The sequence below is a fragment of the Rhodococcus sp. IEGM 1366 genome, assembly GCF_033142425.1.
In the GTDB taxonomy this organism is placed as follows: Bacteria; Actinomycetota; Actinomycetes; order Mycobacteriales; family Mycobacteriaceae; genus Rhodococcus_F; species Rhodococcus_F globerula.
Window position 1 is genome coordinate 1,094,107 of record NZ_JAWLRZ010000001.1, and the last position, 24,300, is coordinate 1,118,406.

24 protein-coding genes are annotated in these 24,300 nt (G+C 62.5%); 18 read left to right on the top strand and 6 right to left on the bottom strand.

Going from position 1 to position 24,300, the window contains the following annotated elements:
• The first annotated feature begins 33 nt into the window (after positions 1-33).
• Positions 34-468, top strand: coding sequence for an SRPBCC family protein (locus tag R4P64_RS05255; protein WP_092805784.1), 435 nt, complete (start codon positions 34-36; stop codon positions 466-468).
• 7 nt (positions 469-475) lie between these two features.
• On the opposite strand, the gene R4P64_RS05260 is transcribed toward R4P64_RS05255, so the two are convergent.
• The 3 genes from R4P64_RS05260 to R4P64_RS05270 form a co-directional block, all read right to left on the bottom strand.
• Complete coding sequence (locus R4P64_RS05260) at positions 476-1,954, bottom strand: alpha/beta hydrolase (RefSeq protein WP_317819612.1); 1,479 nt, start codon at positions 1,952-1,954, stop codon at positions 476-478.
• A gap of 6 nt (positions 1,955-1,960) precedes the next feature.
• Positions 1,961-2,185 carry a hypothetical protein gene (locus R4P64_RS05265; protein ID WP_317819614.1) on the bottom strand — a complete coding sequence of 75 codons (225 nt, stop codon included), beginning with the start codon at positions 2,183-2,185 and terminating at the stop codon, positions 1,961-1,963.
• 84 nt (positions 2,186-2,269) lie between these two features.
• Positions 2,270-3,019, bottom strand: a complete 750-nt coding sequence (locus R4P64_RS05270) for an Rv3717 family N-acetylmuramoyl-L-alanine amidase (protein WP_261984521.1) — start codon at positions 3,017-3,019, stop codon at positions 2,270-2,272.
• A gap of 121 nt (positions 3,020-3,140) precedes the next feature.
• Between R4P64_RS05270 and R4P64_RS05275 the strand changes: the two genes are divergently transcribed.
• The 4 genes from R4P64_RS05275 to R4P64_RS05290 all read left to right on the top strand — a co-directional run bounded on the left by R4P64_RS05275 (position 3,141) and on the right by R4P64_RS05290 (position 6,202).
• Positions 3,141-3,479, top strand: a complete 339-nt coding sequence (locus R4P64_RS05275) for a YbaB/EbfC family nucleoid-associated protein (RefSeq protein WP_033235869.1) — start codon at positions 3,141-3,143, stop codon at positions 3,477-3,479.
• A gap of 12 nt (positions 3,480-3,491) precedes the next feature.
• The gene (gene recR / locus R4P64_RS05280) at positions 3,492-4,112 is read left to right on the top strand and encodes a recombination mediator RecR (RefSeq protein ID WP_033235870.1); all 621 of its coding nucleotides are present in this window, start codon (positions 3,492-3,494) and stop codon (positions 4,110-4,112) included.
• Positions 4,112-4,672 carry a TetR/AcrR family transcriptional regulator gene (locus tag R4P64_RS05285; protein WP_033235871.1) on the top strand — a complete coding sequence of 187 codons (561 nt, stop codon included), beginning with the start codon at positions 4,112-4,114 and terminating at the stop codon, positions 4,670-4,672. Before recR ends, R4P64_RS05285 begins: the two co-directional genes overlap by 1 nt.
• Before the next feature lie 87 nt (positions 4,673-4,759).
• Complete coding sequence (locus R4P64_RS05290) at positions 4,760-6,202, top strand: MFS transporter (protein ID WP_317819619.1); 1,443 nt, start codon at positions 4,760-4,762, stop codon at positions 6,200-6,202.
• On the opposite strand, the gene R4P64_RS05295 is transcribed toward R4P64_RS05290, so the two are convergent.
• A complete protein-coding gene (locus R4P64_RS05295; protein WP_317544835.1) occupies positions 6,192-6,782 on the bottom strand; it encodes a TetR/AcrR family transcriptional regulator in 591 nt (196 codons plus the stop codon). The genes R4P64_RS05290 and R4P64_RS05295 overlap by 11 nt on opposite strands.
• Before the next feature lie 179 nt (positions 6,783-6,961).
• Between R4P64_RS05295 and R4P64_RS05300 the strand changes: the two genes are divergently transcribed.
• From R4P64_RS05300 to R4P64_RS05360, 13 genes are read left to right on the top strand one after another with little or no spacing between them, the layout of a single operon-like run.
• Positions 6,962-7,516, top strand: a complete 555-nt coding sequence (locus R4P64_RS05300; RefSeq protein ID WP_033235873.1) for a MaoC family dehydratase N-terminal domain-containing protein — start codon at positions 6,962-6,964, stop codon at positions 7,514-7,516.
• On the top strand, positions 7,513-7,959 hold the full coding sequence (locus R4P64_RS05305) for a Zn-ribbon domain-containing OB-fold protein (protein ID WP_317819623.1): 447 nt from the start codon (positions 7,513-7,515) through the stop codon (positions 7,957-7,959). The genes R4P64_RS05300 and R4P64_RS05305 overlap by 4 nt, the downstream gene beginning before the upstream one ends.
• 3 nt (positions 7,960-7,962) lie before the next feature.
• Positions 7,963-8,373 (top strand): acyl dehydratase, encoded by a 411-nt coding sequence (locus R4P64_RS05310; RefSeq protein WP_317544836.1) that lies wholly within the window; start codon positions 7,963-7,965, stop codon positions 8,371-8,373.
• A complete protein-coding gene (locus tag R4P64_RS05315) occupies positions 8,370-9,551 on the top strand; it encodes a lipid-transfer protein (protein WP_317819625.1) in 1,182 nt (393 codons plus the stop codon). Before R4P64_RS05310 ends, R4P64_RS05315 begins: the two co-directional genes overlap by 4 nt.
• 35 nt (positions 9,552-9,586) lie before the next feature.
• Positions 9,587-10,795, top strand: coding sequence for a DegT/DnrJ/EryC1/StrS family aminotransferase (locus R4P64_RS05320; protein ID WP_033235876.1), 1,209 nt, complete (start codon positions 9,587-9,589; stop codon positions 10,793-10,795).
• A 1-nt stretch (position 10,796) separates the two neighbouring features.
• On the top strand, positions 10,797-11,669 hold the full coding sequence (locus R4P64_RS05325) for an SDR family NAD(P)-dependent oxidoreductase (protein WP_219110658.1): 873 nt from the start codon (positions 10,797-10,799) through the stop codon (positions 11,667-11,669).
• Positions 11,666-12,796, top strand: a complete 1,131-nt coding sequence (locus R4P64_RS05330; protein ID WP_033235878.1) for a steroid 3-ketoacyl-CoA thiolase — start codon at positions 11,666-11,668, stop codon at positions 12,794-12,796. The genes R4P64_RS05325 and R4P64_RS05330 overlap by 4 nt, the downstream gene beginning before the upstream one ends.
• A 35-nt stretch (positions 12,797-12,831) precedes the next feature.
• Positions 12,832-15,039 carry an acyl-CoA dehydrogenase gene (locus R4P64_RS05335; protein ID WP_317819630.1) on the top strand — a complete coding sequence of 736 codons (2,208 nt, stop codon included), beginning with the start codon at positions 12,832-12,834 and terminating at the stop codon, positions 15,037-15,039.
• Between the two features lie 24 nt (positions 15,040-15,063).
• A complete protein-coding gene (locus R4P64_RS05340) occupies positions 15,064-16,272 on the top strand; it encodes an acyl-CoA dehydrogenase family protein (protein ID WP_033235880.1) in 1,209 nt (402 codons plus the stop codon).
• Between the two features lies 1 nt (position 16,273).
• The gene (locus R4P64_RS05345; protein WP_317819632.1) at positions 16,274-17,395 is read left to right on the top strand and encodes an acyl-CoA dehydrogenase family protein; all 1,122 of its coding nucleotides are present in this window, start codon (positions 16,274-16,276) and stop codon (positions 17,393-17,395) included.
• Entirely contained in the window at positions 17,392-18,462 is a 1,071-nt protein-coding gene (locus tag R4P64_RS05350) for an NADP-dependent oxidoreductase (protein ID WP_317819633.1), read from the top strand. Before R4P64_RS05345 ends, R4P64_RS05350 begins: the two co-directional genes overlap by 4 nt.
• 58 nt (positions 18,463-18,520) lie before the next feature.
• Positions 18,521-19,444 (top strand): SDR family NAD(P)-dependent oxidoreductase, encoded by a 924-nt coding sequence (locus R4P64_RS05355; RefSeq protein WP_116103761.1) that lies wholly within the window; start codon positions 18,521-18,523, stop codon positions 19,442-19,444.
• Between the two features lie 8 nt (positions 19,445-19,452).
• Complete coding sequence (locus tag R4P64_RS05360) at positions 19,453-21,111, top strand: AMP-binding protein (RefSeq protein ID WP_116103759.1); 1,659 nt, start codon at positions 19,453-19,455, stop codon at positions 21,109-21,111.
• A gap of 51 nt (positions 21,112-21,162) precedes the next feature.
• On the opposite strand, the gene R4P64_RS05365 is transcribed toward R4P64_RS05360, so the two are convergent.
• Together R4P64_RS05365 and R4P64_RS05370 are read right to left on the bottom strand one after the other, a co-directional pair.
• Positions 21,163-22,080: a 3-oxoacyl-ACP reductase gene (locus R4P64_RS05365; RefSeq protein WP_141485467.1), complete on the bottom strand. Its 918-nt coding sequence runs from the start codon at positions 22,078-22,080 to the stop codon at positions 21,163-21,165.
• Positions 22,073-24,220: an acyl-CoA dehydrogenase gene (locus tag R4P64_RS05370; protein ID WP_317819636.1), complete on the bottom strand. Its 2,148-nt coding sequence runs from the start codon at positions 24,218-24,220 to the stop codon at positions 22,073-22,075. Before R4P64_RS05370 ends, R4P64_RS05365 begins: the two co-directional genes overlap by 8 nt.
• Positions 24,221-24,300 lie beyond the last annotated feature (80 nt).

The window sequence follows — 24,300 nt, forward strand, 5'->3', positions numbered from 1 at the left end:
ATGCAGGTAGTCAATTGAGGAGTAGTACGGGTAATGGGTCAGGTCAACGCAATGAGTTCGACGGTCGTTCCACATGCACCGGAGCAGGTGCTCGCGGCACTCTCCGATTACGAGACGGTGCGCCCGCGCATTCTGTCGGAGCAGTACCTCGACTACAAGGTGCTCAGTGGTGGCCAGGGCAACGGAACAGTTGCGGAGTGGACCCTCAAGGCGACGGAAAAGCGTTCGCGCAACGTCAAGGCGACGGTCACGGTCGAGGGCAACGTCATCACGGAGAAGGATGCCAATTCCAGCATGGTGACCACGTGGACCGTGGCCCCCAACGGAACGGGTACCACCGTGACAACGCTGACTCAGTGGCAGGGCGCTACGGGTATCGGCGGATTCTTCGAGCGGACGTTTGCGCCCAAGGGCTTGCAGCGCATTCAGGCTACGGTGCTGGACAACCTCAAGCGTGAACTCGGATAGTTCCTGCTCACTTCCCGCTGATGATCCGGCCCAGAGTTTTCAGGGCCGGATTTTCTGCATTCCAGTAGTCGCTGTGCACTGCCAATCCCGGTGAGCCTGGTGCGCTCGTGAATACCTGGGCGCCGAACGTGGGGTCGGCCGGATCGAAACCGTGTATCCCGAGCGCTCTCGGTATCAGCTGCACGGGGTCCCAGAATGCTGTTGTTGCGTAGACGTGTTCACCCATATCGGCTTCCGCCGTCGTATCGAGTCGCAATTCGTCGACGCGCTCCGCGTCGACACCTGGGCTCGCGACGAAGACCAGATCGTCGACGTTCAGTGAGCCTCCGTCGGTGGTGGCGGCGCCGATGACGGTGCTGCCGTAGGAATGCCCGATGACCACGTTGTGCGAGGCAGGACCGTCGTGGGACGCGCGTAAGCCGTCCTGGAATGCGTCCAGCGCGGGTGCGGCAGTATCGGCGTAGCGGTCGAGCCCCGCATCGGGAATGGTTGGCGGCGAATCGTATCCGGACCAGAGAATGACCGAGTTGACGGATCCGGGCGATGCCACGCGGGCCGCGTCGTACATCGCCCTGGTTCTCTGAAGGTCTCCGCCGATTCCGGCGACGGTGGTCCCCGTTCCGGGAACCAGGGTTGCGACATTGTCTGCGGTATCGGGATTTCCGAGTGCGATGGCGGTGTGTCCGTCGGGGCTCACCGACAGGAGGAACATGTCCGGCCGCAGCTCTGCGGCGACGGCGGCGTAGGTACTTGCCGAAGATTCGCGCATCGATTCCAAGTAGCGCCGGTTGTAGTAGTCGCGGTCAAGCGCGGGGAGTCCGTCTCGATTCCCGATTGCCGGATAGCGCAGCGCCAGTGCGTCTTTTTCACTGGGGGAGAGGGTGTTCCAGTAGTTGCTCAGTGCGGCGGGGTTGCCGGGAAGGCCTATGGGGTCACTGACAACCGCGACCGGAGGACCCAGAAGCTCTGCGAGTTGGCCGAATGCCGTTGCCAAAGCCTCGGCGGCAGTGTGGTCGGCCTGCTTCACGGCGTCGAGGGCCTCGGAGAGCCTGATGCCAAAAGTTGCTGCAGCCTCGGCATAGTGGTCTCCTTGCAGAATGTCTGCAAGACTCCCCGGTGTTGCAGGTGCCGGCGGAAAGACCTCGCCGTTGTCGGTGACGGTCAGACCGTGCGTGAGAGTCGCGTCGTCGACGATCATGTTGACTGCGCGGTACGCATGACCGAGCGTATTTGCCGCTCCGGCATAACAGTCCGCCACATTTCGTACGGCAATGGAGATTCGACCGGACACGCGAAGTGTGGCCGAGAGTTCGGCGGCGGCCGCTGTTGCCGCTTCGCCTTTCCAGACGTCGAATTCGCGCTCTACCGTGCGTCGGGCCGCGTCGAGTATGTCTTCGACCCGCCGATCTGCCTCGATCAGTTGGGAACTCGCGGTTCGCAGTGGCTCAGGTGAGAAGGCGTGAACGTCGGAGATAGTCGGACGCATCGAAATTCAGATCCTGTGAAGCGCGGCAGCGAAGTCACGGTCTGCCGCTCCGAGCAGGCGCGCGGTGTCGGCGGTGGCGTCTGCCAATGCCGAGATTCGCCCGGCCATGAACAGATAGGCGTCGGTGACCGGTGCGATGGCGTCGACTCCGGCAACCTCGTCGGCTCGAGCTTGGAGATCCGTCGAAAGTTGCTGTAGTGCATCAAGATCTGCTTGAAGGAACGTGCCCATGCCGGAACGGTAGCTGGCGCGGCGCCGCTGTGGCGCTTGCGAAATCAGCCTGTGGATAAGCCGTGGTTATCCACAGAAAGCTGACTACTGGCTTGTCAGAAACGCCTGCACGCCATCCGAGATCGCCGAGGCGTATTCGGCTTGGCCTGCGGGGCTGCTCATCCGGGCGGCTTCGTCGGCGTTACGCATGTTTCCCAGTTCCACGAGAATCGACGGCCGCTGCGCCAGATTGAGTCCGGTGAGGTCTGCGCGTGGCGACAGGCCGTTCTCGCCGATGTACGTCGACGGTGTGAGTCCGGCGCCGGTCAGGGAGTCACGCATGGTTTCGGCCAGTGTCACGGAAGGTCCGGCCTGAACGGGGTTGAGGGGCGGCGCGGAGTAGCAGACGTGAAAGCCTTCTGCACTGGCGTCGGCGCCGTCGGCGTGAATGCTGACCACGATGTCGGCGCCGGACGCATTGGCTGCCTCGGCTCGGGCGTCGACGCATGATCCGACGCTCGTGTCGTCTGGCCGACTCAGGAGGACGGTGGCGCCTTCGGCTTCGAGTTCACTCTTGACCAGGCTTGTGACTTCCCAGTTGAAGGTGTGTTCGGCAAATCCGGCGTCGGTGTTGGTACCGGTGGTCTGGCAGTTCTTGGTGCCGCCGCGGCCGGTGGGGACCTGGGTGTCGATGGTGTCGTCGTTTGCGCCGTTGTGTCCGGGATCGAGGAAGACGACTTTGCCGATAAGTGGTTCGGTAGCGGGCGCAGCCGCCGGTGTGACCGCAGCGGCGCTCTCGGCTGTGCCCGTCGGGATCGTGCATCCAGCGGTGATCAAGGTAGCTGCGAGAGCCACACCAAGCGTGAGGCTACGACGATTAGGCAGTTTTGTGATCTCTGACGGGTTTCGGCGCACCCGCTCACGGTAGCGCGCACCGACTACGCTGGTGGGGATAACTCTGGAGAAAGGACCGCACGTGCAACCAGGTGGAGCACCCGATATGTCCGCATTGCTGGCTCAGGCTCAGCAGATGCAGCAGCAGTTGATGGCTGCGCAGCAGGAAATGGCTCAGGCGGAGGTGACCGGCCAGGCCGGTGGCGGACTGGTTATTGCCACGGTCAAGGGCACCGGTGAGGTGGTCGGTCTGCAGATCGATCCCAAGGTCGTCGACCCTGACGATGTCGAAACCCTGCAGGATCTTGTGATCGGCGCCATCGAAGACGCATCGCGCAAGGCTCAGGATGTTGCAGCAGAGAAGCTCGGCCCCTTGGCCGGCGGACTCGGCGGAGGCCTTCCCGGTCTCCCCGGTTTCTAGAGACGAGTCCGCGTGTACGAAGGTCCCGTTCAGGATCTGATCGACGAACTCGGGAAACTTCCCGGGGTCGGTCCCAAGAGTGCCCAGCGCATCGCCTTTCATCTTCTGTCGGTGGAACCGCCGGAGATCGACAGGTTGAAGAATGCACTGCAGCGCATCCGCGACGGCGTTCAGTTCTGCACGGTGTGCGGAACTGTGTCCGATCAGGAGAAGTGCAGGATCTGCGCGGATTCTCGTCGCGACCGAACGGTGATCTGCGTCGTAGAAGAACCGAAAGACGTTCAGGCGGTGGAGCGGACAAGGGAGTTCAAGGGGCGCTATCACGTTCTCGGTGGAGCACTCAATCCGTTGTCCGGCGTCGGGCCGGATCAGCTCCGCATTCGGGAGTTGTTGGCCCGCATCGCAAACCAAGAGGATGGCGTGGACGTGTCCGAGGTGATCATCGCGACCGACCCCAACACCGAGGGGGAGGCGACGGCGACGTATCTGGTTCGGATGATGCGCGACATTCCGGGTTTGACGGTCTCGCGCTTGGCTTCCGGTCTGCCGATGGGTGGCGATCTCGAATTCGCGGACGAGCTGACCTTGGGCAGGGCATTGTCCGGACGCCGCGAATTGTCCAGGAACGCCTGATGACGAGTACACGGTCGGGGCGTCGTAGTTCGGAGGAGACGCGCGCGCAGATCATGGAATCTGCCGGCAAGGCCTTCGCTACGCGGCCCTATCGAGAAATCACGCTCAAGGACATCGCGGAAGACGTCGGGGTCAGCGCACCGCTCATCATCAAGTACTTCGGTTCGAAAGAGCAGTTGTACGACGAGTTGGTCGACTTCCGGGCGGCGGCGAATACCGTTTTCGACGCTCCGAACGATTCTCTCGGTGAGCGGATGGTGTCGCTGTTCACCAAACCGCAGGAGCCGTACAAGCCGTTGTCGGTGAGCCTGCTCTTCATGAGTGGGGTGAGTGAGGAAAGCAATCGCAAACTGCGTGAGAACTATTCGACGCAGATGATCGACGCGCTGGCCGCTCGGTTGTCGGGGCCGGACGCGCGACTACGCGCCGAACTGGCGATGTCGATGGTGGCGGGAGTGGCCGTCATGCGTCGACGGATGTTGGCCGGTCACGCGACGGGCACTCAGGCCGAGGTTGTCGCGATTTATGCGCCGTTGGTGCAGAAACTTCTCGACGGGTGATCGTAGTCACTGTACTTGCGGGGTAAATATCCGTTCACCTACTGTAGGTGAACGGATATTTACTATTAGAGAACAGGTGGCGGTAGGTTGACGACGCTGGACCGTGCACCAGCAGTCCCACCGGTTGTAGCGCGCTCCCGTTTCCTGTTCCCCATCGTTTCCGCAGGCGCTGTTTTTCAGGCCGTCTTGCAAACCGTCATAGTTCCGCTGCTTCCCGAACTCCCGCACTTCACCGGCGCCAGTCGCACCGCGGTGTCTTGGCTTGTGACGGTGACGCTTCTGGTCGGCGCCGTCGTCACGCCCATCTTCGGGCGTCTGGCCGACATGTTCGGCAAGAAGAAAATGTTGATGGTCGCGTTCTTCTTGATGACGCTCGGATCAATGCTGTGCGCGGTGTCCTCGAATATCTCCGTGCTTATCTTCGCGCGAGCACTCCAAGGTGCGGGTGCCGCTGTCATCCCCATCGGAATTTCTCTGCTCCGCGACGAACTGCCCCGGAACAAGGTGAACGGCGCTGTCGCCATGATGAGTTCGACGCTCGGAGTTGGTACTGCCCTTGGTATTCCGTTCTCGGCGATGATCGCTCAATACTCGAACTGGCATGTGCTGTTCTGGATCACCACGGCAATCGGGCTGTCCGTGACTCTTGCCGCCGGGTTGTTCATTCGTGAGTCGGAAGTCAGTCCGTCCGGCCGCTTCGACGGGGTCGGTGCGGTGGGCCTGAGCGCCGCGCTCGTCTTGCTGCTTGTCCCGATGACACAGGGCAGCAGTTGGGGATGGGCGAGCGGTTCGGTGATCTCGATGCTGTTGTCGTCGGCGCTTCTCTTCACGCTCTGGGTGTTTCAGCAACGACGCAATGTCAATCCTCTGGTGGACGTTCGCGCCCTGGTCAAGCGTGCGGTGCTGATCCCGCATATCGCCGCGCTTCTGGTCGGCTTTGCATTCTTCGGCAACACGCTGATCACCACGCAGTTATTGCAAGGCGCACAGGGTCCTGGGGCCGGATACGGTTTGACCATCATCGCTGCGGCGCTGTGCCAGATTCCCGCCAGCATTGCGATGGTTCTGTTCTCGCCGGTCGCCGTACGCATCACCGACCGATTCGGTTCGCGTACAGCGATGTTGGCCGGCGCTGCATTTCTTGCCGGCGGCTACGGAATTCATGCTGTTGCGGGTAAACCCCTGTGGGGAGTGATTGTCGCGTTGTTCATTACGGCTATCGGAACCGCAATCGTCTACAGCACCCTCTCGCTGCTCATTCTCGTCGCGGTGCCGCGTCAGCGCCTTGCAGCGGCAAACGGGGTCAACTCGTTGTTGCGTACCTCCGGCAGCACGCTCTGCAGTGCGACGGTGGCAACTATCCTGGCCGCTTATGTTGTCGCCGGTAGTGAACATTCGACGTCGTGGGCAGGTTTTGCCGTCGCCTATCTGGTGTGCGCTGCGTGCGCGGTGGTTGTCTTCGGAGTGTCGTTCCTGCTGCCGCAAGGCCGCACCTCGATCGATATCGAGCTGCCGGAACTCAGGATTTAGGCGGGATTCGGAAGCCGGAGAGGAAGAGCGTGATCATCAGATCGGCAAACTCTTCGGTGGTGTACTTCTGGCGGTCCGGCCAATGGTTTGTCGACCACAAGGTGTCGCGCACCGACCGATAGAAGATCTCGGGGGCGATGTCCTTGCGAAAGATCCCCTGTTCGACGCCTTCCGCAATGGCCTTGAGCCAATGCTCGCGGACCTCGCGAGAGGGGCCGTCGACGGACTGCAGAAGATCGTTGTCGCGAAGGTATGTCCGTTCGTTCTGGTAGATCGCGGTGGGGTGCGGGTGAAGTTCGATCACGATCAAGGTCTCCCGGATGAGGCCTCGCAACACGTCCTCCGGCCCGTCGGCCGAGCGCTCGACCTGGTTGAACCGTTCCTGAATATCCGCCATGAAGACCCGGAGCAGTTCGGCGACAATCGCGTTCTTGGATTTGAAGTAGTGGTACAGGCTGCCGGAGAACACGCCTGCTGATTCGCCGATGTCGCGGACCGTCGTGGATGCGACGCCCTTCTTCGCGAACAGTTCGGCCGAGCTTTCCAGGATTGTGTCTCGACGATCGGGTGTGGCTGCCACATGCTCTCCGCTGCTGATCTGTCCCGTTTCGGGCAGGTGTTCTCTTTCGAGCAATCCTGCCTGACGGCCTGAGTTCGTACCCGATCAGGTGTGATCCGGCGCCGTATTTCAACTTTCCGGCTCCTATGCTAACTTCAGGATCAAGCGCTTGATCAACTCTAACCCTACTGGAGGTTTCAGTGCAGAGCTTGGAGGCACAGTTCCCGCAATTCATCGGGACGGAGGCCGAACCGCCACGAGTTGCGCGTTACGCCGTCAACGAGGCGATGATTCGCAACTGGGTGGAAGCACACGAGGACAACAACCCGGTCTACGTGGACGCCGACGCGGCCAGGGCGACCGGTAGGCGCGACGTCGTCTGCCCGCCCGCGATGATCTCGACCTGGGTGATGTCCGGGTACCGGCGCTATCGCGAGGTTCAGCAGCTCCGCGCCGACGGCGTCACCGAGGACTTTTCCTACTCACGCCTACTCGCACTGCTCGACGAAGCCGGCTACACCTCGGTTGTCGCCACCAATGTGGAGCAGGAGTACTTCGCGGAACTGAATCCGGGCGACCACGTCACCGCTCACTTCACGATCGAGTCCATATCGCCTTTCAAGCAGACCGGCCTCGGGCACGGCTGTTTCATCACGTTGTTCAAGAACTACGTCGACGGCAACGGCAAGACCTTGGTGGAAGAGCGATTTCGGATCTTGAGGTTCAACCCCGACACGCAGGAGGTGCCCGCATGAGCGCGGCCGAAACATCGACAAACGCAGTATCTGTTCCCCGGACCTCGGTGCCGGGGCTGACCGTCACCGGAGACAACGACTTCTTCTTCGAGGCAGCCAAGGAAGGCCGTCTCGAGATTCAGCGTTGTGCCGACTGCAAGACGCTTCGCCACCCACCTGCGCCCGCCTGCTCGTCGTGCCGTTCGTTCAGTTGGGACACAGTCGAATCCACGCGTCGGTGCACACTGCACAGTTTCACTGTTATTCACCACCCCAAGGACCCAGCGTTCGAGTACCCGCTTGCCGTCGGGTTGGTCGACCTGGAAGAAGGGACCCGTCTGGTTGCCGACATCGCCGGAATCGACCACGACGACTTGGCATTCGGCATGGAACTCGAAGTCGGCTTCTCCGAGCACGCTCACGGTGAGATCCTGCCGCAGCTTCGGCGCCGCGGGGAGGCCTGAGAGATGACCTTTCCCCAGTGTGATGTGGGCTCGAACCTTCCCACACTCGAACTGCCGCTGGACCGGACGCTCATTGTCGCGGCGGCCATCTCGTCGCAGGATTTCGAGGACGTGCACCACGATCCTGGCAAGGCCCAGGAGCGTGGCACCCCGGACATTTTCATGAGCATCAACTCCACGAACGGTTTCATCGACCGGTACATCACCGATTGGTCCGGACCGAGTTCTCGAATCGTCAAAACTTCACTGCGGCTGGGAGTTCCGAACTTTCCCGGTGACACGATGACCTTTACGGGCGAGGTAGTGGAGAAGGTCGGCTCGGCCGTCACGATCGCCGTAGTCGGACGCAACGAACGAGGAACACACGTCAGTGCCAAGGTGACCGTGGCACCGGTAGAAGGAGTGTCGGCATGAGTCGAGGATTTTCCGGAGAAGCGGCAATCGCCGGCATCGGAGCCACGGAGTTCTCCAAGAATTCCGGGCGCAGTGAATGGCAGTTGGCGTGCGAATCGGTGGTCGCGGCGCTCGACGACGCTCAGATCGAGGCAGAAGAGGTGAACGGATTTGCTCTGTTCACCATGGAGAACAATCCCGAGATCGCCGTCGCGCGTGCCCTCGGCATCCCTGAACTGAGCTTCTTCAGCCGGATCCCGCACGGCGGCGGCGGTGCCTGCGCGCCTGTTCAGCAGGCGGCGCTTGCCGTCTCCAGTGGTGTTGCCGACGTCGTGGTTGTCTACCGCGCCTTCAACGAACGGTCGGGCCATCGATTCGGCGCCGGCCCACCGCCTTTTGCGTACAACCAGTCGACCGATCAGGAATACCGGAACTGGATCAACCCGTACGGATTGCTCACTCCCGCTCAGCAGGAAGCGTTCCTGGCCAAGCTGTACATGCACAAGTACGGTGCAACCAGTGCGGATTTCGGGCAGATCTCGGTCCTCTCACGCAAGCACGCTGCCAACAACCCCAAAGCCTGGTTCTACGAGCGGCCGATCACGATCGAGGATCATCAGAACTCGCGCATGATCGCCGATCCGATCCGTCTGCTGGACTGCTGCCAGGAGAGCGACGGCGGGCAGGCGTTGGTCATCGTGAGCGCGGAGCGCGCACGGGATCTGCCGCACAAGCCGGCCATCATCACCGGAGCAGCACAAGGTGTTGGTCCACAACAGATTTCGATGAGCAGCTACTACCGCGACGACATCGACAGCATGCCGGAGGTCGAACTGGTCGCTCGTCAGTTGTGGAACCAGGCCGGTATCGGCCCCGACGACATCGACGCCGCGATTCTCTACGACGCTTTCACTCCGATGGTGCTGCTGCAGCTCGAGGAGTACGGCTTCTGTGGACGCGGCGAGGCCAAGGACTTCATTGCCGACGGCAATCTGGAACTGAACGGCCGCTTGCCGATCAACACCCACGGCGGTCAACTCGGTGAGGGATACATCCACGGCGTCAACGGAATTGCCGAAGGCGTTCGCCTGATTCGCGGCACCTCCACCAACCAACCCACCAAAACTCTGGACAACGTGCTCGTGACCGGCGGTTCTCCCGTCCCGCACAGTGCGCTCGTCCTCTCGGCAGATCGCTGAATCTGCCGCACATATTCGAGAAAGCAGGAACAAAGATGAGCGAGCGGATCACCTACGCCAGGGCCACCCACGGCGAGGAAGAAATACAGGCGGTTGTCGACGTACTGCGCAGCGGGCACCAGGGCCTGCGCATCGGCAAGAACGTCTTCGAGATGGAAGAACGCATCGCGGCCTTGGCGGGCAAGAAGTTCGGCGTCATGTGCAACTCGGGATCCTCGGGTTTGTACTTGGCAGTCGAACTGCTCGGACTCCCCGCCGGTAGCGAGGTCATCACATCGCCGTTGACGTTCTCCACCGACATCGCACCGATCGTGCGTGCCGGCCTGGTGCCGGTGTTCGTGGACGTTGAACCCAACACGTTCAACGTCGACGTCACCAAGATCGAGGCCATGGTCACCGAGAAGACCGGTGCCATCCTGATGCCGAACCTGGCCGGCAACTGCCCGGACTGGGACGTCATTCGCGATATCGCAGATCGCCACGGGCTCAAGGTGATCGAAGATTCGTGTGACGCGATCGGAGCCACGCTCCGCGGCACTCCGACCGGCTCCCGGGCGGACATCGTTGTCACCAGCTTCTCCATGGCACACATCATCACGTGCGCGGGAACCGGCGGAATGGTGTGTGTCGACGACGAAGCCAGCCGCGACAAGGCTCTGCTGCTTCGCCGCTGGGGCCGTCGTAGCGAGCCGAACCTGTTCGGCAGCACCAAGTCCGGCCGAGTCTTCCGTGAAACACTCGACGGCGTCGACTACGACAACGACTTCATCTTCGAGCTCATGTCGTGGAACTTCGAGCCCTCCGAGCTCGGCGCAGCCTATGGCGTCGTGCAGCTCGACAAGCTGGAAGAGAACTACAAGACGCGTAAGGCCACGTTTGCTGCTTTCACGGCGGCGTACGGTGCTCACCCCGAATTCTTCACGACGCCGGTAGAACTCGACGGTCTCGATACGGCGTGGCTGTGCTACCCCGTGATGATCAACGAGAACGCACCATTCACGCGTAGCGACCTGCAGGAAGCCATCGAGGCCGACGGCATCGACACTCGAACTGTGTGGAGCGGCAACGTCACTCGTCACCCGATGATGAACAACATCGAGTTCCGTCAGCCGGCCGAAGGATTGCCGGAAGCCGACGCGGTCTTTGCCCGAGGAATGACGCTCGGCATGAGTCACGGCCTACGTGACGACGAAGTTGCCCGGATTGCGGAGAGCATCAATCGCTTCGCCTCGAAGTTCAAATAGCATGACGAGGCGCTTTGACGGCCGCCGGGCGCTTGTCACCGGTTCCAGTCGTGGAATCGGTGCGGGCGTCGCAGAAAGACTGGCAGCGGAGGGTGCCGACGTGGCCCTCGTGGCTCGGACGCTCGGTGCCCACGCGACCCTGCCTGGCAGTCTCGAGGAGACTGCCGCTCGAATTGCGAAGTACGGAACCAAGGTCGAGATAGTGGTCGCGGATCTGACCGACGAGCAGCAGCGCGACACCGTCGTGGCTCAGGCAATCGAGAAGCTCGGCGGGACTATCGACATTTTGGTGAACAACGCGGCAGCAGCGATATACGCGCCGCTGTCCGAGTACCCGCTCCGTCGGCGGCGTGTGGTCTTCGAGGCAAACGTCCACGCGCCACTCGACCTGATGCAAGCCGTGATACCCGGCATGGTGGCAAACGGATACGGCTGGATCGTCAATGTGTCCAGCGGAACCACGAAACAGTGGCAAGGTCCGCCGTTCTCCTTGATCGAACCGGGAACCGCGATGACCGTGTACGGCGCCTCCAAGTCCGCGCTGAACCGCATCAGCAACGGAATGGGTGTCGAACTCTACGGCGAGGGCGTGCGCGTCAACACGATCGAACCGCGGGCAGCGGTGCTCAGTGAGGGCGCAAGAGTCCTGGTCGGTGAGACTATTCGGCCGGATCAGGTCGAATCTATGGAACAAATGGTGGAAGCGGTCACGGCGCTGTGTGATTGCGACACCGAGTTCACCGCGCGTTCGTGCGTCAGCTTGGACCTGATCGACGAGTGGGCCTTGACCGTGCGCGGTCTGGACGGAACTGCATTACCGGACACAACAGCACTACCGGACTTGACAGCATTACGAACCGAGGAGTTGGCATGAAGCCCGTCATCGTGGACGCTGCACGAACACCGTTCGGCAAGCGTGAGGGATGGCTGTCCGGTGTTCACGCGGCGGAACTGTTGGGTTATGCGCAGTCCGGTGTGCTGGATCGGGTGGGAGTGGATCCGAAGGCCGTCGATCAGGTCATCGGTGGCTGCGTCACGCCGCTCGGCGAACAGTTCGGCAATATCGTGCGGACATCCTGGATGCATGCCGGGCTTCCGCTGAAGGCGGGCTGCACCACGATCGACGCTCAGTGCGGAACCGCGCAGCAGTCGGTGCAGTTGCTGGCGGGCCAGATTGCAATCGGAGCCGTCGACGTGGGTGTGGCCTGCGGGGTGGAACTGATGTCGCGGGCTCCGCTCACGTACAAGGTGGGCACCGGTCTCGGAACGCCGCGGCCCGAGTCGTGGTCACTCGATACCGTCGATCAGTACACCGCAGCAGACCGTATTGCCGTCAAACGTGGTTTCAGCCGCGAGGATCTCGACGCCTTCGGGCTGCGCTCGCAACAGCGGGCCGCTGCAGCGTGGGACGCCGGCCGATTCGACTCGCACATCATCGACGTGGTGGTTCCAGGGTCGGACACTCCGGTTCACCGTGATCAGGGACTGCGCGAGTCGAGCCTGGAAGGGCTCGCCAAGCTGCGCACCGTTCAAGAGGGTGGATTGCACACCGCTGGAACGTCTTCGCAGGTCTCGGACGGTGCGAGTGCTGCTCTGCTGATGTCGGCAACTCGCGCTTCGGCACTGGGCGTGCGGCCGCGGGCCCGGATACTGGCGCAATGCGTCATCGGCGGCGACACCGAGTTCATGCTCGACGGTCCCGTGGACGCCGCGTCCATCGTGTTGGAACGCACGGGCCTGACGATCGCCGACATTGATCTTTTCGAGGTCAACGAAGCGTTTGCCTCGGTGCCCATGTCCTTTGCGCAAGCACACGGCGTCGACCACGACCTGCTGAACGTCAACGGTGGCGCCATTGCGCTCGGTCACCCGGCCGGGGCAACCGGTATTCGTCTGTTGGCCAATGCGATCGACGAATTGGAACGACGCGACAAGTCCATCGCCCTCATCGCGATCTGCGCGTCGGCCGCAACCACCTGTCTGATTCTCGAACGTATCTGACGCCGAAGTAGAAACCGAAGATTGAGGAACCCACCATGGCACTGTCCCTGCTCGAAGACCACCGTGATCTCGCCGAAGCGGTAGCCGCGTTTGCGGCCCGCAACAGCGTAGTTGCCGATACCCGAGCCAATTTCACGCGCTACGCAGCCGGCGAGCAACCGGATTCCTGGAAGGCGTTGGTCAGCCAGGGTCTGCATGCGGTGCATCTGCCGGAGGAATACGGCGGGGACGGTGCCGGTCTTGCAGAACTTGCAGTGGTCGTCGAGCAGTTGGGAATGACGCTCTACCCCGGATCGTATGTTCCGACTGTCATCACCGGTGGAGTCCTTGCGACCGGTTCCGGTAGCGCGGCGGCAACCATGCTGGGCGAGTTGGGAAATGGTGCCACGGGTGCGGTCTGCAGCGGTTCTCTGGTTGCGGAGCGCTCGGCCGCCGGGTGGACTGTCAGTGGTACTGCCGACCCCGCCCTTGGCCTGCCCGGCGCGGATGTCGTTCTGGTACAGGCTCGTAGCAGCGAAGGTGCGCTGTGGTTCCGGCTTACGCCGGCAGCCACCGCGGTAGTGGAGGTCGAGGACGGAATCGACCTGACACGCTCCATCGGCACGTTGACTCTGACCGAGCATCAGGTGTCGGCCGCGGAGATTGTCGACGGATTATCGCCGCATCGCGTCGAGTTGATCGTCAATACCGTGTACGCCGCCGAGGCCAGCGGGCTTGCTGGTTGGGCGCTGCGCACAGCAGTCGAGTACGTCAAGACTCGGGTTCAGTTCGGCAGCCCGGTAGGCAGCTTCCAGGCCGTGCAGCACAAAGCGGCCATGATGCTCGTGCGTTCCGAAATTGCCTGTGCAGCAGCCTGGGACGCAGCACGGTCGGAAGAACACGACGTGGACCAGCAGAAGCTCGTTTCCGCTCAGGCTGCTCTTGCGGCGTTGCCGATCGGGATCGAGAACGCACTCGAATGTGTCACGTTGCTCGGCGGCGTCGGCTTCACCTGGGAGCACGACGCGCATCTGTACTGGCGTCGCGCGCTCAGCATCGCGGCTGTTGTCGGCGCGGAGGAGCGGTGGGCGCACACACTGGGTGAGCGCTCGGCTGACGCGGTTCGTGACTTCTCGTTTGTCGATCCCGACATGTTGCCGGAATTGCGGGCTGAAATACGTCGGGTTTTTGCCGACGTGGAACTGCTGCCAGACGACGGAACCACCGACGCGAGTTGGGCTCCGGCCAAGGGAAGCGCCAGGCGTGCTCGTTTTGCCGAGGCCAAACTTGTTGCCCCGCATTACCGCGAACCCTACGGTTTGGGGGCAGGTCCCCAGGAACAGGCAGTGATCGCTCACGAGTTCGCCATACGTGGATGGGCGCAACCGTCCACCGTGATCGGCGAATGGGTGCTGCCGACGATTCTCGAACACGGCAATGCCGAGCAGCAGGACAGGTTCGTCGACCCGACTCTGCGCGCAGACATCATCTGGTGCCAACTCTTCAGCGAGCCGGGAGCAGGCTCCGACCTGGCCGGATTGAGCACCAAGGCGCGCAAGGTGGACGGCGGCTGGGTCATCTCGGGGCAGAAGGTATGGAACTCGGGTGCGCACGAAGCGGACTGGGGCGTCTGCCTCGCCCGCACCGACGCGGATGCTCCGAAACATCGTGGGCTGTCGTACTTCTTGGTCGACATGACGTCGGCGGGCATCGACGTCCGGCCGCTCAAGCAGTCCACCGGCAAGTCGGAGTTCAACGAGGTGTTCCTGGACGACGTGTTCGTCCCGGACGAGTGCCTGGTTGCCGAACCGGGACAGGGCTGGAAGCTTGCAGCGACCACACTGTCCAACGAACGTCTGAGCATGGGTTCGCATCTGCATCACGGTTCGAGTGAGCAGTTCCGTCAGGTTATCGCCGACGGTAGTCACGACTGCTCGCGCGAGGATGCAGTGGAAGGTCTGGGGCGCAGTATTTCTCGCGAACTGGCACTCTCCGCCATGAACCTGCGCGGCGTTTCGGCTCGACTGGCCGGTCAAGAACCAGGCGCCGAGATCAGCGTCTCCAAGGTATACAACGCACTGGCCCAACGTGAGGGTTCGCGAGATCTGCTCCGTTTGCTGGGACCCCGTGCGGCAGTGGTCGATCCCCGTGCCAACTACGGCATCGATCACATCGGTTTGCCATCGATTCTCTTCGGCGGCGGAACCGTCGAAATTCAACTCAATGTCATCGCGCAGCGCGTTCTCGGCCTGCCGCGCTCCTAGCCATATTCTCGAGGAGTCTTACCCATGTACCTGGATTTGTCAGAGGAGTCGAAGACTCTGCGCAAGGAACTGCGCGCGTACTTCGCCGAAATCATCAACGACGAGGATCGCCGCGCGCTGGTCGATCAGACCGAAGGCGGACCCGTCTTCGATCGCATCCTGCGCCAGATGGGCAAGGACGGCTGGTTGGGCTTGGGGTGGCCGGAAGAATTCGGTGGCCGCGGGGAGAACCCCGAAGCTCTGTACGTCTTCTACGACGAGGTGATTCGCGCCAATGCACCGCTGTCGCTTGTCACGCTGAACACGGTTGGCCCCGCGTTGATCAAGCATGGAACCCAGGCGCAGAAGGACTTCTTCCTGCGCCCGATCCTGGCCGGCGAGTTGATCTTTGCCATCGGCTACACCGAGCCCAACGCCGGTACCGACCTCGCTGCTCTCGAAACGCGAGCTCGCATCGAGGGTGACGAGCTTGTCATCAACGGCAACAAGATCTTCACCAGCGCCGGCGTCTTTGCCGACTGGGTGTGGCTGGCCGTGCGCACCGATCCGGATGCCCCGACACATCAGGGCATTTCGGTGGTACTGGTACCGACAAGCGCTCCCGGATTCTCCGTTACGGAAATCCACACCGTTGGCGGAATCAGCACCTCGGCAACCTATTACGAAGATGTGCGGGTACCGCTCACCAACGTTGTCGGTGAACTCAATCAGGGTTGGAAGCTCATCACCAACCAGCTCAACCACGAGCGGGTTGCCTTGGCCGCCCGCGGTGGTATCGCCAACGAGCTTTTTGCCGAGGTGGTCGAGTGGGCGAAGACGGAACCGGCCGGTGACGGCCACGTCTACGACATCCCATGGGTTCGGGAAAAGCTGGCAGAGGTCTACGCGCTGCTCAGTGCAGCCGATCTGATGAACTTGCGACTCGTTGCCGATGTTGCCGCAAACACTTTGGGCGGTGGTGATTCTGCTGCCGCCAAGATCTTCGGCACCGAAGCCGTCGTGACTACGTACGGAATGCTGCAGGAAGTGCTGGGAGCCAAGGGATTGCTGCGTCCGGGAACTCCGGGTGCAGTGCTCGAAGGCCGCGTCGAGAACCTCGGCCGACGCGCTCAGAACAACACCTTCGGCGGTGGCACCAACGAAGTCATGCGTGAAATTGTCGCGGCCAAGTGCCTGGGTATGACGCTTGCTGCGCGTCGTCGCCCCGCTGCAACACCGAACGAAAAGAGCTGACATGGAATTCGAATTCGACGACAATCTGTCCGCGGTGCGGGATCTGAGTGAATCGATCTTTGCTGCGAAGTCCGGCGTCGACCGACTACGTACGGTGGAGAGTGCAGGCGGCTTCGACGCCGACCTGTGGAAGGTGCTGGCCGATTCCGACGTTCTGGGAATCGCCCTGCCCGAAGAGGTGGGCGGCGCGGGGCTCGGAATGCTTGGGCTCGCTGCAGTTCTCGAGCAGCAGGGTCGACGCGTTGCCCAGGTACCGCTGTGGTCGGTCGTCGCAACGGCGGCGCTGCCGATTGCCGAGTTCGGCAGCGAAGAGCAGAAAGCGTCGTGGCTTCCAGGACTGCTCGACGGTTCCGTGATTGTCACCGGCGCGTTCGACATCGGACACGGTGCCAACCTGCCCGTGCAGGCCGAGGTGACGGGTGACGGATGGACGCTGCGCGGAACCGTCGATTCGGTGTCCGCTGCTGACGTTGCCGACGCTGTGGTTGTTCCGGTGGCGATGCCCGACGGCGGAACCAGCGTGATGATAGTGCGCACCGATCGTCTTTCGCGCACCACGTTGAGCGTGACAAACCGTGAAAATAACAGCACTGTGCAGTTCGACGGGGCCACCGTCAGCGCCGCTGACGTTCTGCCTGGCGACGGCGCGGCCATCTACGAGTGGACGCTGCGTCGAGCTCGGGTTGCTCTGGCAGCCTTGGCTGTTGGTGTGTGCGAAGAAGCGCTGGCCATGGCAGCAAAGTACACCTCGGAGCGTATCCAGTTCGGTCGACCCATCTCCACCAACCAGGCTGTATCCGTCCGGGCCGCCGACGCGTATCTCGATACCGAGAGCATCCGACTGACCGCGCAACGCGCGGCCTGGCTGATGGACACCGGAGTGGAGAGTGAAGCGGAAGCTGCTGCACTGGTGGCCAAGTGGTGGGCATCGCGCGGTGGACTCCGAGTTGTTCACGCAACCCAGCATCTGCACGGCGGTATCGGCGCTGATGTCGACTACCCGATCCATCGCTACTTCCTGTGGGGGCGTCAGATCGCCTTCTCCCTGGGAAGCGCGGGCGCGATCGGCATGGAACTGGGCAATGTTCTGGAGAAGGGTGCTTCGATCGGCGCACCTGTATGACCACGGGGGAGAACCTGGCGGTGCGCGTCCTGCGCGCACCACAGGGTCTTCCACAGGCGGAAGACTTTTCGGTCGAGAAGGCTTCCATTCAGCAGCCGCAAGACGGTGAGGTGTTGTTCCGGGCTTGCTATCTGGCGATCGATCCCAGCGCCAGGCGGCGCCTACCGTCCGCTGACGGACGCCCAGGACCGCTCGGAGCGGTGGCCGGGATCGGCGACATCGTGCTGGCAGGGGTGAGCCCTCCGCAGGCAGGCCTCGACGGTGCGTTGGTTGGTGAGGTTGTCACGTCACGCCACCCGGATTTTGTGCCAGGGGACCTGGTTCGTGGCGGAAATACGTGGCAGGTCTTTCACACGGTCCGAGGCGAGCACCTGGACTTGTTGGAGCCACGTCCGGGATTTCGACTGGAAGCGGAACTGGGAGTACTCGGTAGGCCGGGATTTGTGGCGTACTGCGGACTGCACTTCGCGTCGACGCTCGAAGCCGGTATGACGGTGGTGATCTCGGCTGCGGGCGGCGCCGTCGGGATGGTGGCCGGACAATTGGCTGCGCTGGCCGGCGCCCGCGTCGTCGGCATCGCAAGTGGTGACAAGGTCGCCTACGTCGTGAACGAACTCGGTTTTGCAGACTGCATCGATCGGACCGACGAGACGATCGCTGCGGGACTGGCGAGGACCTGCCCGGATGGCGTCGACCTGTATTTCGACAATGTCGGCGGTGAGACGCTGGCCGCGGTGTTCGAGCAGCTCAACGACTTCGGTCAGGTTGTGTTGTGCGGCATGGCAAGTGAGTACAACGGCGCCGAAGCCGACTTCGGGCCACCACTGCGCCCGGTTCTTCGCAAGCGACTGAAAATTCAAGGCTTTGTGGTGTACGACCATTACGAGCACTATCCGCGCTACCGCGAGTGGGCAATCGAACAACTCGACGCAAGGCGGTTGCGTTATCGCGAGGACGTCGTAGACGGGTTGGAGAATGCCCCGCAGGCGTTGGAAAACGTACTGACCGGCCGGAACCGCGGCCGTCAGCTTGTACAACTTGGTCCTCTGCCGCAAGTTCTGCGGTAGCGGACGCGTCAAGGAACCCAGCCCGACACGGTGGTCGGGGAAATGGAAGGTGTAACGCATGACGAATGACAGCACCAGATTCACAGGCCTCGCGGTCGTCACGGGAGCCAGCCGGGGAATCGGCCGGGCGATTGCGAGACGCATTGCAGCAGAAGGGATACCGGTCGCGGCGGTCTCGCGCACATTGCGTGCCGGCGACGGAAGCCTGCAAGGCTCGCTCGAGGAAACCGTCGGATTGATCAATGCGGCAGGAGGAACCGCGAAAAGCTTTGCCGTCGATCTGGGGACTCCTGAACTCGATCGCGCCGCACTGATCGCGCGGATCGAGGACAGCTTCGGACGACCGGTGAGCATCCTCGTCAACAACGTGGCTGCGTCGCGGCGCTACGAGACACTGTTTGCGGACATGCCGCGAGAGTGGTTCTACGACTCCGTCGAAACGAACGTGTGGAACACCTGGGACCTGATGAAGGCGGTTATCCCGAGCATGCGCGGGAACGGCGCGGGGTGGATCGTCAACATCTCGTCCCGGCAGGCCGGGCCACGCGTCGGGCCGCCTTTTGCGCCGCATCCGCTGGCCGGATCAGTTCTGTACGGCGGAACGAAGGCGATGATGGACCGGATCAGCACGGGATCCGCGATGGAGCTGTACAGCGACAACATTGCGGTGAATTCGCTTGCGCCCAACCGTGGCGTCGCAACCGAGCACGCTGCCGCAGCGGTTCCGGGATGGCCGTCCGAACCCGAGGACACGATGGCCGAAGCGGCACTCCTGCTCTGCACTGCTGAACCGTCCGAGGTAACCGGCCGTGTCGCATACAGTCTGCCCCTGCTCAAAGAGTTCGGTCGTTCCGTACATGCGCTCGACGGCAGTGGTCTGCTCGCCGGCTGGCAGCCAGACGACCTCGACGAGGACGGCTTCCCCGGGGACTATCTCACCTTCAACCCGCCCGCCCCGGTGCCGGCTGAACTACTGAAGTAAGGAGTGACGTGGATACGTACGCAGAAATCATTCGAAGCCGCGCCGAGGACGACAAAGTTGGACTTCGATACGAAGACAACTCGTGGTCGTGGCGTGAGGTGGTGCAGGAAAGTGCCGATCGTGCAGCGGCATTGACGTCGTTGGTGCCGCAACCAGGCGACCGTCAGATCCACGTGGGCATCCTGCTCGAGAATGTTCCGGACTTCGTATTCTGGCTGGGCGCCGGACCTTTGGCCGGCGCGGCCGTTGTCGGTATCAACGCCAGTCGCAGTGGCGCGGAGCTGGCACATGACATCAGCCACGGAGACGTGGACGTCGTTATCACCGAGAACGCCTTGGCACATCTCGTCGACGGCACGGGCCACGGTCTGCCACCCGAGCGCATCCTGAACATCGACAGCCCCGAGTACGCCGACTTCCTGGCGCCGTTCCGCGGAGCAGCACTACCCGAGACTGTGCCGACACCGGAAGAAAAAGCGCTGCTGCTCTTCAGTTCCGGTTCGACGGGTGCACCGAAGGCCGTGATCGTCGGACAGGGACGGCTGGCACGCTTGACAGCTGCCATGGTCGATCGGGTATCGCTGCGCCGCGATTCCGTGACCTACCTGTGCATGCCGCTCTTCCACGGCAACGCGGTGATGTTGAACCTGGCTCCGGCGATGTGCGTCGGCGCGACGGTTGCCATGACAAGGAAGTTCTCGGCCAGCAAGTTCGGTCCGGATATCCACCGCTACGGCGTCACGTACGTCAACTATGTCGGTCGGGCACTGTCGTACACGTTGAGCAGCCCCGAAGATCCCCGGGATGCGCAGAGCACCCTGGAGTTGGCCTTCGGCACCGAGGCGTCGGAAACCGACGTCCGACGATTCTCCGAGCGGTACGGATGCACCGTGATGGAGGGCTACGGGCTCAGCGAAGGGGTGTTCCGGATCGGGCGCACACCGCAGACGCCCCGGGACTCTCTGGGTATTCCGCAGAACGGTCTCGACATCCGGGTTCTCGACGAAGCGACGGGTATCGAATGCCCGCCTGCGGAATTCGACAGCGACGGTCGTCTGGTCAACGCCGAGGCGATCGGTGAGATGGTGGCAATCGGCTTGGCTCACACGTTCGAGGGGTACTACAAGAACCCCGGGGCGATGGCGGATCGAGTCAAGGGCGCCGATTTCTGGTCCGGCGACCTGGCCTACCGCGACAGCGACGGCTACTTCTACTTTGCCGGACGGTCTTCCGACTGGTTGCGCGTGGACAGCGAGAACTTCTCCGCCGCGCCGGTTGAGCGTGTCTTGCAACGGGTTCCGGGAGTGGCTGCCGCCCCGATCTTCGCCGTTCCGGACCCGCGGACCGGTGACCAGGTCATGGTTGTGGTCGAGATGGAAGACGGCGTGAGCTTCGACCCCAAGAGCTTCGGTGATTTCCTCGACGAGCAGCCGGACATGGGCGCAAAGTGGTGGCCACGATTCGTTCGGGTCATCGATCGGTTGCCCCTGACCGGAAGCAACAAGGTCAACAAGACGCCGCTACGGCGCGCAGCTTGGGCCACAGACGATTCCGTGTACACCAGGGTGGGACGAACGCGTGAGTACGTCTTACTCGACGACGGTGGCCGAGACGCCATAGAAGCGGAATTTCGCGCACACGGCCGATTGGCGATGTTGCCGAGCTAGCGTGCTGTGCGCCTTTGTTAACCGCGGGCGGTTAACAAAGGCGCACAGTGGTTAGGTGCCAGTTGTATCCAGTTCGATGATGCTGCTCGCGGAATAGGTTTGTCCCGCAGGTAGTTCAGCGACATAGGGCACCAGCTGATCTGCGAACTCTTCTACTGTGAAGACCCCGTCCGCGGCAACAAACTTCTGTTGCACGGTGGGCGGGGCCATCAACGCCACCATGTCGCCGTAGACGACAAACACCTGGCCGTTGATCGTCTGTGCTGCCGGAGTTGCCAGGAAAGAGACGAAGGTGGCAACGCGTTCGGGTGCCATGATGTCGAGTCCCGTATCCGGTTCACCATCGGCAAAGACGCCTGCCGTCATCTCGGTGCGGGCACGTGGGCAGATCGCGTTGGCGGTGACGCCGTACTTCGCCAGTCCACGTGAGGTGGACAGCGTCAGTGCAACGATGCCCGCTTTGGCGGCAGCGTAATTGGCTTGACCAGCACCGCCGAGCAGAAACGCTTCGGACGCCGTGTTGATGACGCGTCCGTACACCGGGCCACCAGCAGCCTTGCCCGCGGCGCGCCAATGCACCGCAGCCGAGCGGGAGAGCGCCGCATGGCCTTTGAGGTGAATCGCGATGACGTCGTCCCACTGCTTCTCGGTCATGTTGAAGAGCATCGCGTCGCGGGTGATTCCGGCGTTGTTGACCACGATGTCCAAGCTGCCGAAGGTATCGACCGCGGCTTCCACCAGGCGATCTCCCAGCGACCAGTCGCTGACGTCGCCGGTCACCGCAATAGCACGGGATCCGAGAGCTTCGATTTCGCGCACGACATCGTCTGCAGCAGAACCGATGTCGTTGACCACGACACTGGCACCGCGAGCGGCCAATGCGAGTGCTTCGGTGCGGCCCAAGCCGGCTCCGGCGCCGGTGACGACAGCGGTGCGGCCGGTGAGCGAGGTATCAACTGAGTTAGGCAAGAGCTGGCTCCCTGGGTAGTCCGAGAATGAGTTCGCCGATCTGGTTGCGGAGGATTTCCGACGTACCACCGGCGATGGTCTGGAAGCGCACTTCCAGAAAACTGTGATGGACAGGCATTTTCAGTTCGCTGCCTGCGGGCAGGAAGCCGGAGAGCAGCAGTCCGGCGTCGGCGAGTCGCTGACCGTGTTCGCTGCCGACGAGTTTCAGGACCGCGCCCTCGGGGCCCGGTCCTGCGCCGAGCACCGCGAGTTCCGCGATTCGGGTGGTCAATGCCCGCAGCGCCAGATCCTCGGCAACCAGGTCGGCCACCGTGTCATCCATACCCGAGTTCTGTTCGCGCACCACGGTGAACAGATCGTGGATGCTGTACGTGACGCCAAGACCGAGTCGTTCCCGGCCGATGGTGACACGCTCGTTTCCGAGTGCGGACCGCGCAACTCCCCAGCCGCCGTTGACTTCACCGAGCACATCGGCATCGGGAACAAACACGTCGTCGAGGAAAACCTCGGAGAAATGCGAATCGCCGGTGATCTGCTTGATCGGACGTACCTGCACTCCTGGCGCAGACATGTCGATCAGCATCATTGTGATGCCCTTGTGCTTTCGTGCCTCCGGGTCGGTGCGAACAGTTGCCATGCCGTGCGTGGAGGTCACGCCGCCGCTGGTCCAGGTCTTCTGGCCGTTGACAATCCAGCCGCCGTCGACGCGCCGAGCCCTGGTAGTGATGCCTGCTGCGTCGGAACCGGCGCCGGGTTCGCTGAACAGCTGGCACCATTTCACGGTGCCCATGAGGCTGGCGTCGACAAAGCGTTCGTGTTGTTCCGCCGTGCCGTGTCCGACAACGGTGAGGAGGACCCATTCGCCGATTCCGTACTGCGGCAACTCGAGTGCCGACAGTTCCTCTTCCAGAACCAACTGCTCGATGGCACCTGCACCCCGGCCCCACGGCTTCGGCCAATGGGGAACGGCATAACCCGAGTCGACGAGTAGGCGTCGAAGCTGATCAGCGGGTGCGGCGACGGCTTCTTTGACGAAAGCCCGAGCCTGCGTGCGGTACTCGTCGGCCTCGGCGGGCAGTTCGATGCTCGATTCGCGTCGGATGCCGGCGGCGGTGGCGTCGGCGATATCGGCTCGGGCGACAACGGGGGAGAAGGAGGCGTTCAATGCGCCCGCGCGACGCAGATACAGGTGGGCGTCGTGCTCCCACGTGTAGCCGATTCCGCCGTGCACCTGGATGCACTTCTGGGCTACCCGCATGGCGGCGGGGAGGGCGGTCACCACGGCAACAGCTGCGGCGAGGGCGCTCTGATCCTTGTTGTCGGAGGCTGCCTGGGCCGCATCCCACGCTGCAGCGGTCGACATTTCGCGGTCCACGAGCATGTTGGCAAGGATGTGCTTTACCGACTGGAAGGAGCCGATTGCGCGGCCGAAAGCAAAGCGGGCCTTGGCATATTCGACAGCCAGGTTCGTGGCCGCGGTGATCACGCCCGCGGCTTCGGCAGCCGCCAGGGTGCGTCCGATCGACACTGCGTTGGCACTCGCGCCGGGCAGAACCGCAACGGCGTCGACGCTACCGTTCGTGGTCACCGCAGAGAGCGGGCGCGTCGGATCGAGCGTCGGAGCTCCGGTGATCTGTACCTGTTCGCGCCGTAGTACAACAACGTCCTCGCCGATCGAGACCAGAAGGATGTCGGCCATCGCGGCGCACAGAACCTCGACGGGTTCGGCAATCTCGACACTGGTGCCCACGAGAGTAGCTGTCGCGGCGATTCCGACTGCTGCGACAACGGTTCCGTCGATCAGGCCCGGAAGCAGTTCGGCCTGTTGTTCGATAGCTCCTGCCGCGGCAATCACCGCCGATGCCCACACCGTCGGAAGCAGCGGCCCGGGAGTGACCGCGGATCCCAATTCTTCTACCACCACGGACAATTCAGGCAAGCCGAACCCGGCGCCACCGTATTCCTCCGGCAGGTGGACGCCCAACCAGCCAAGCTCGGCGAAAGTCGACCACCCCGACGGCAATTCGTGCGTCGGATTGTCGAGACTCTCGCGAGCCTCGGCGAGTGGGTCCGCTCGCGAGATGTAACTGCGAACCGACTGCGCAAGAGCGCGCTGGTCTTCGGAAAGTGCAATAGACATGGAGAACTACCTCGTTACGCGACTGAGCCCGCAGGCTGATTGTCACTGCCGCAGGACTACCGCAGACAGGAGTTGTTCCC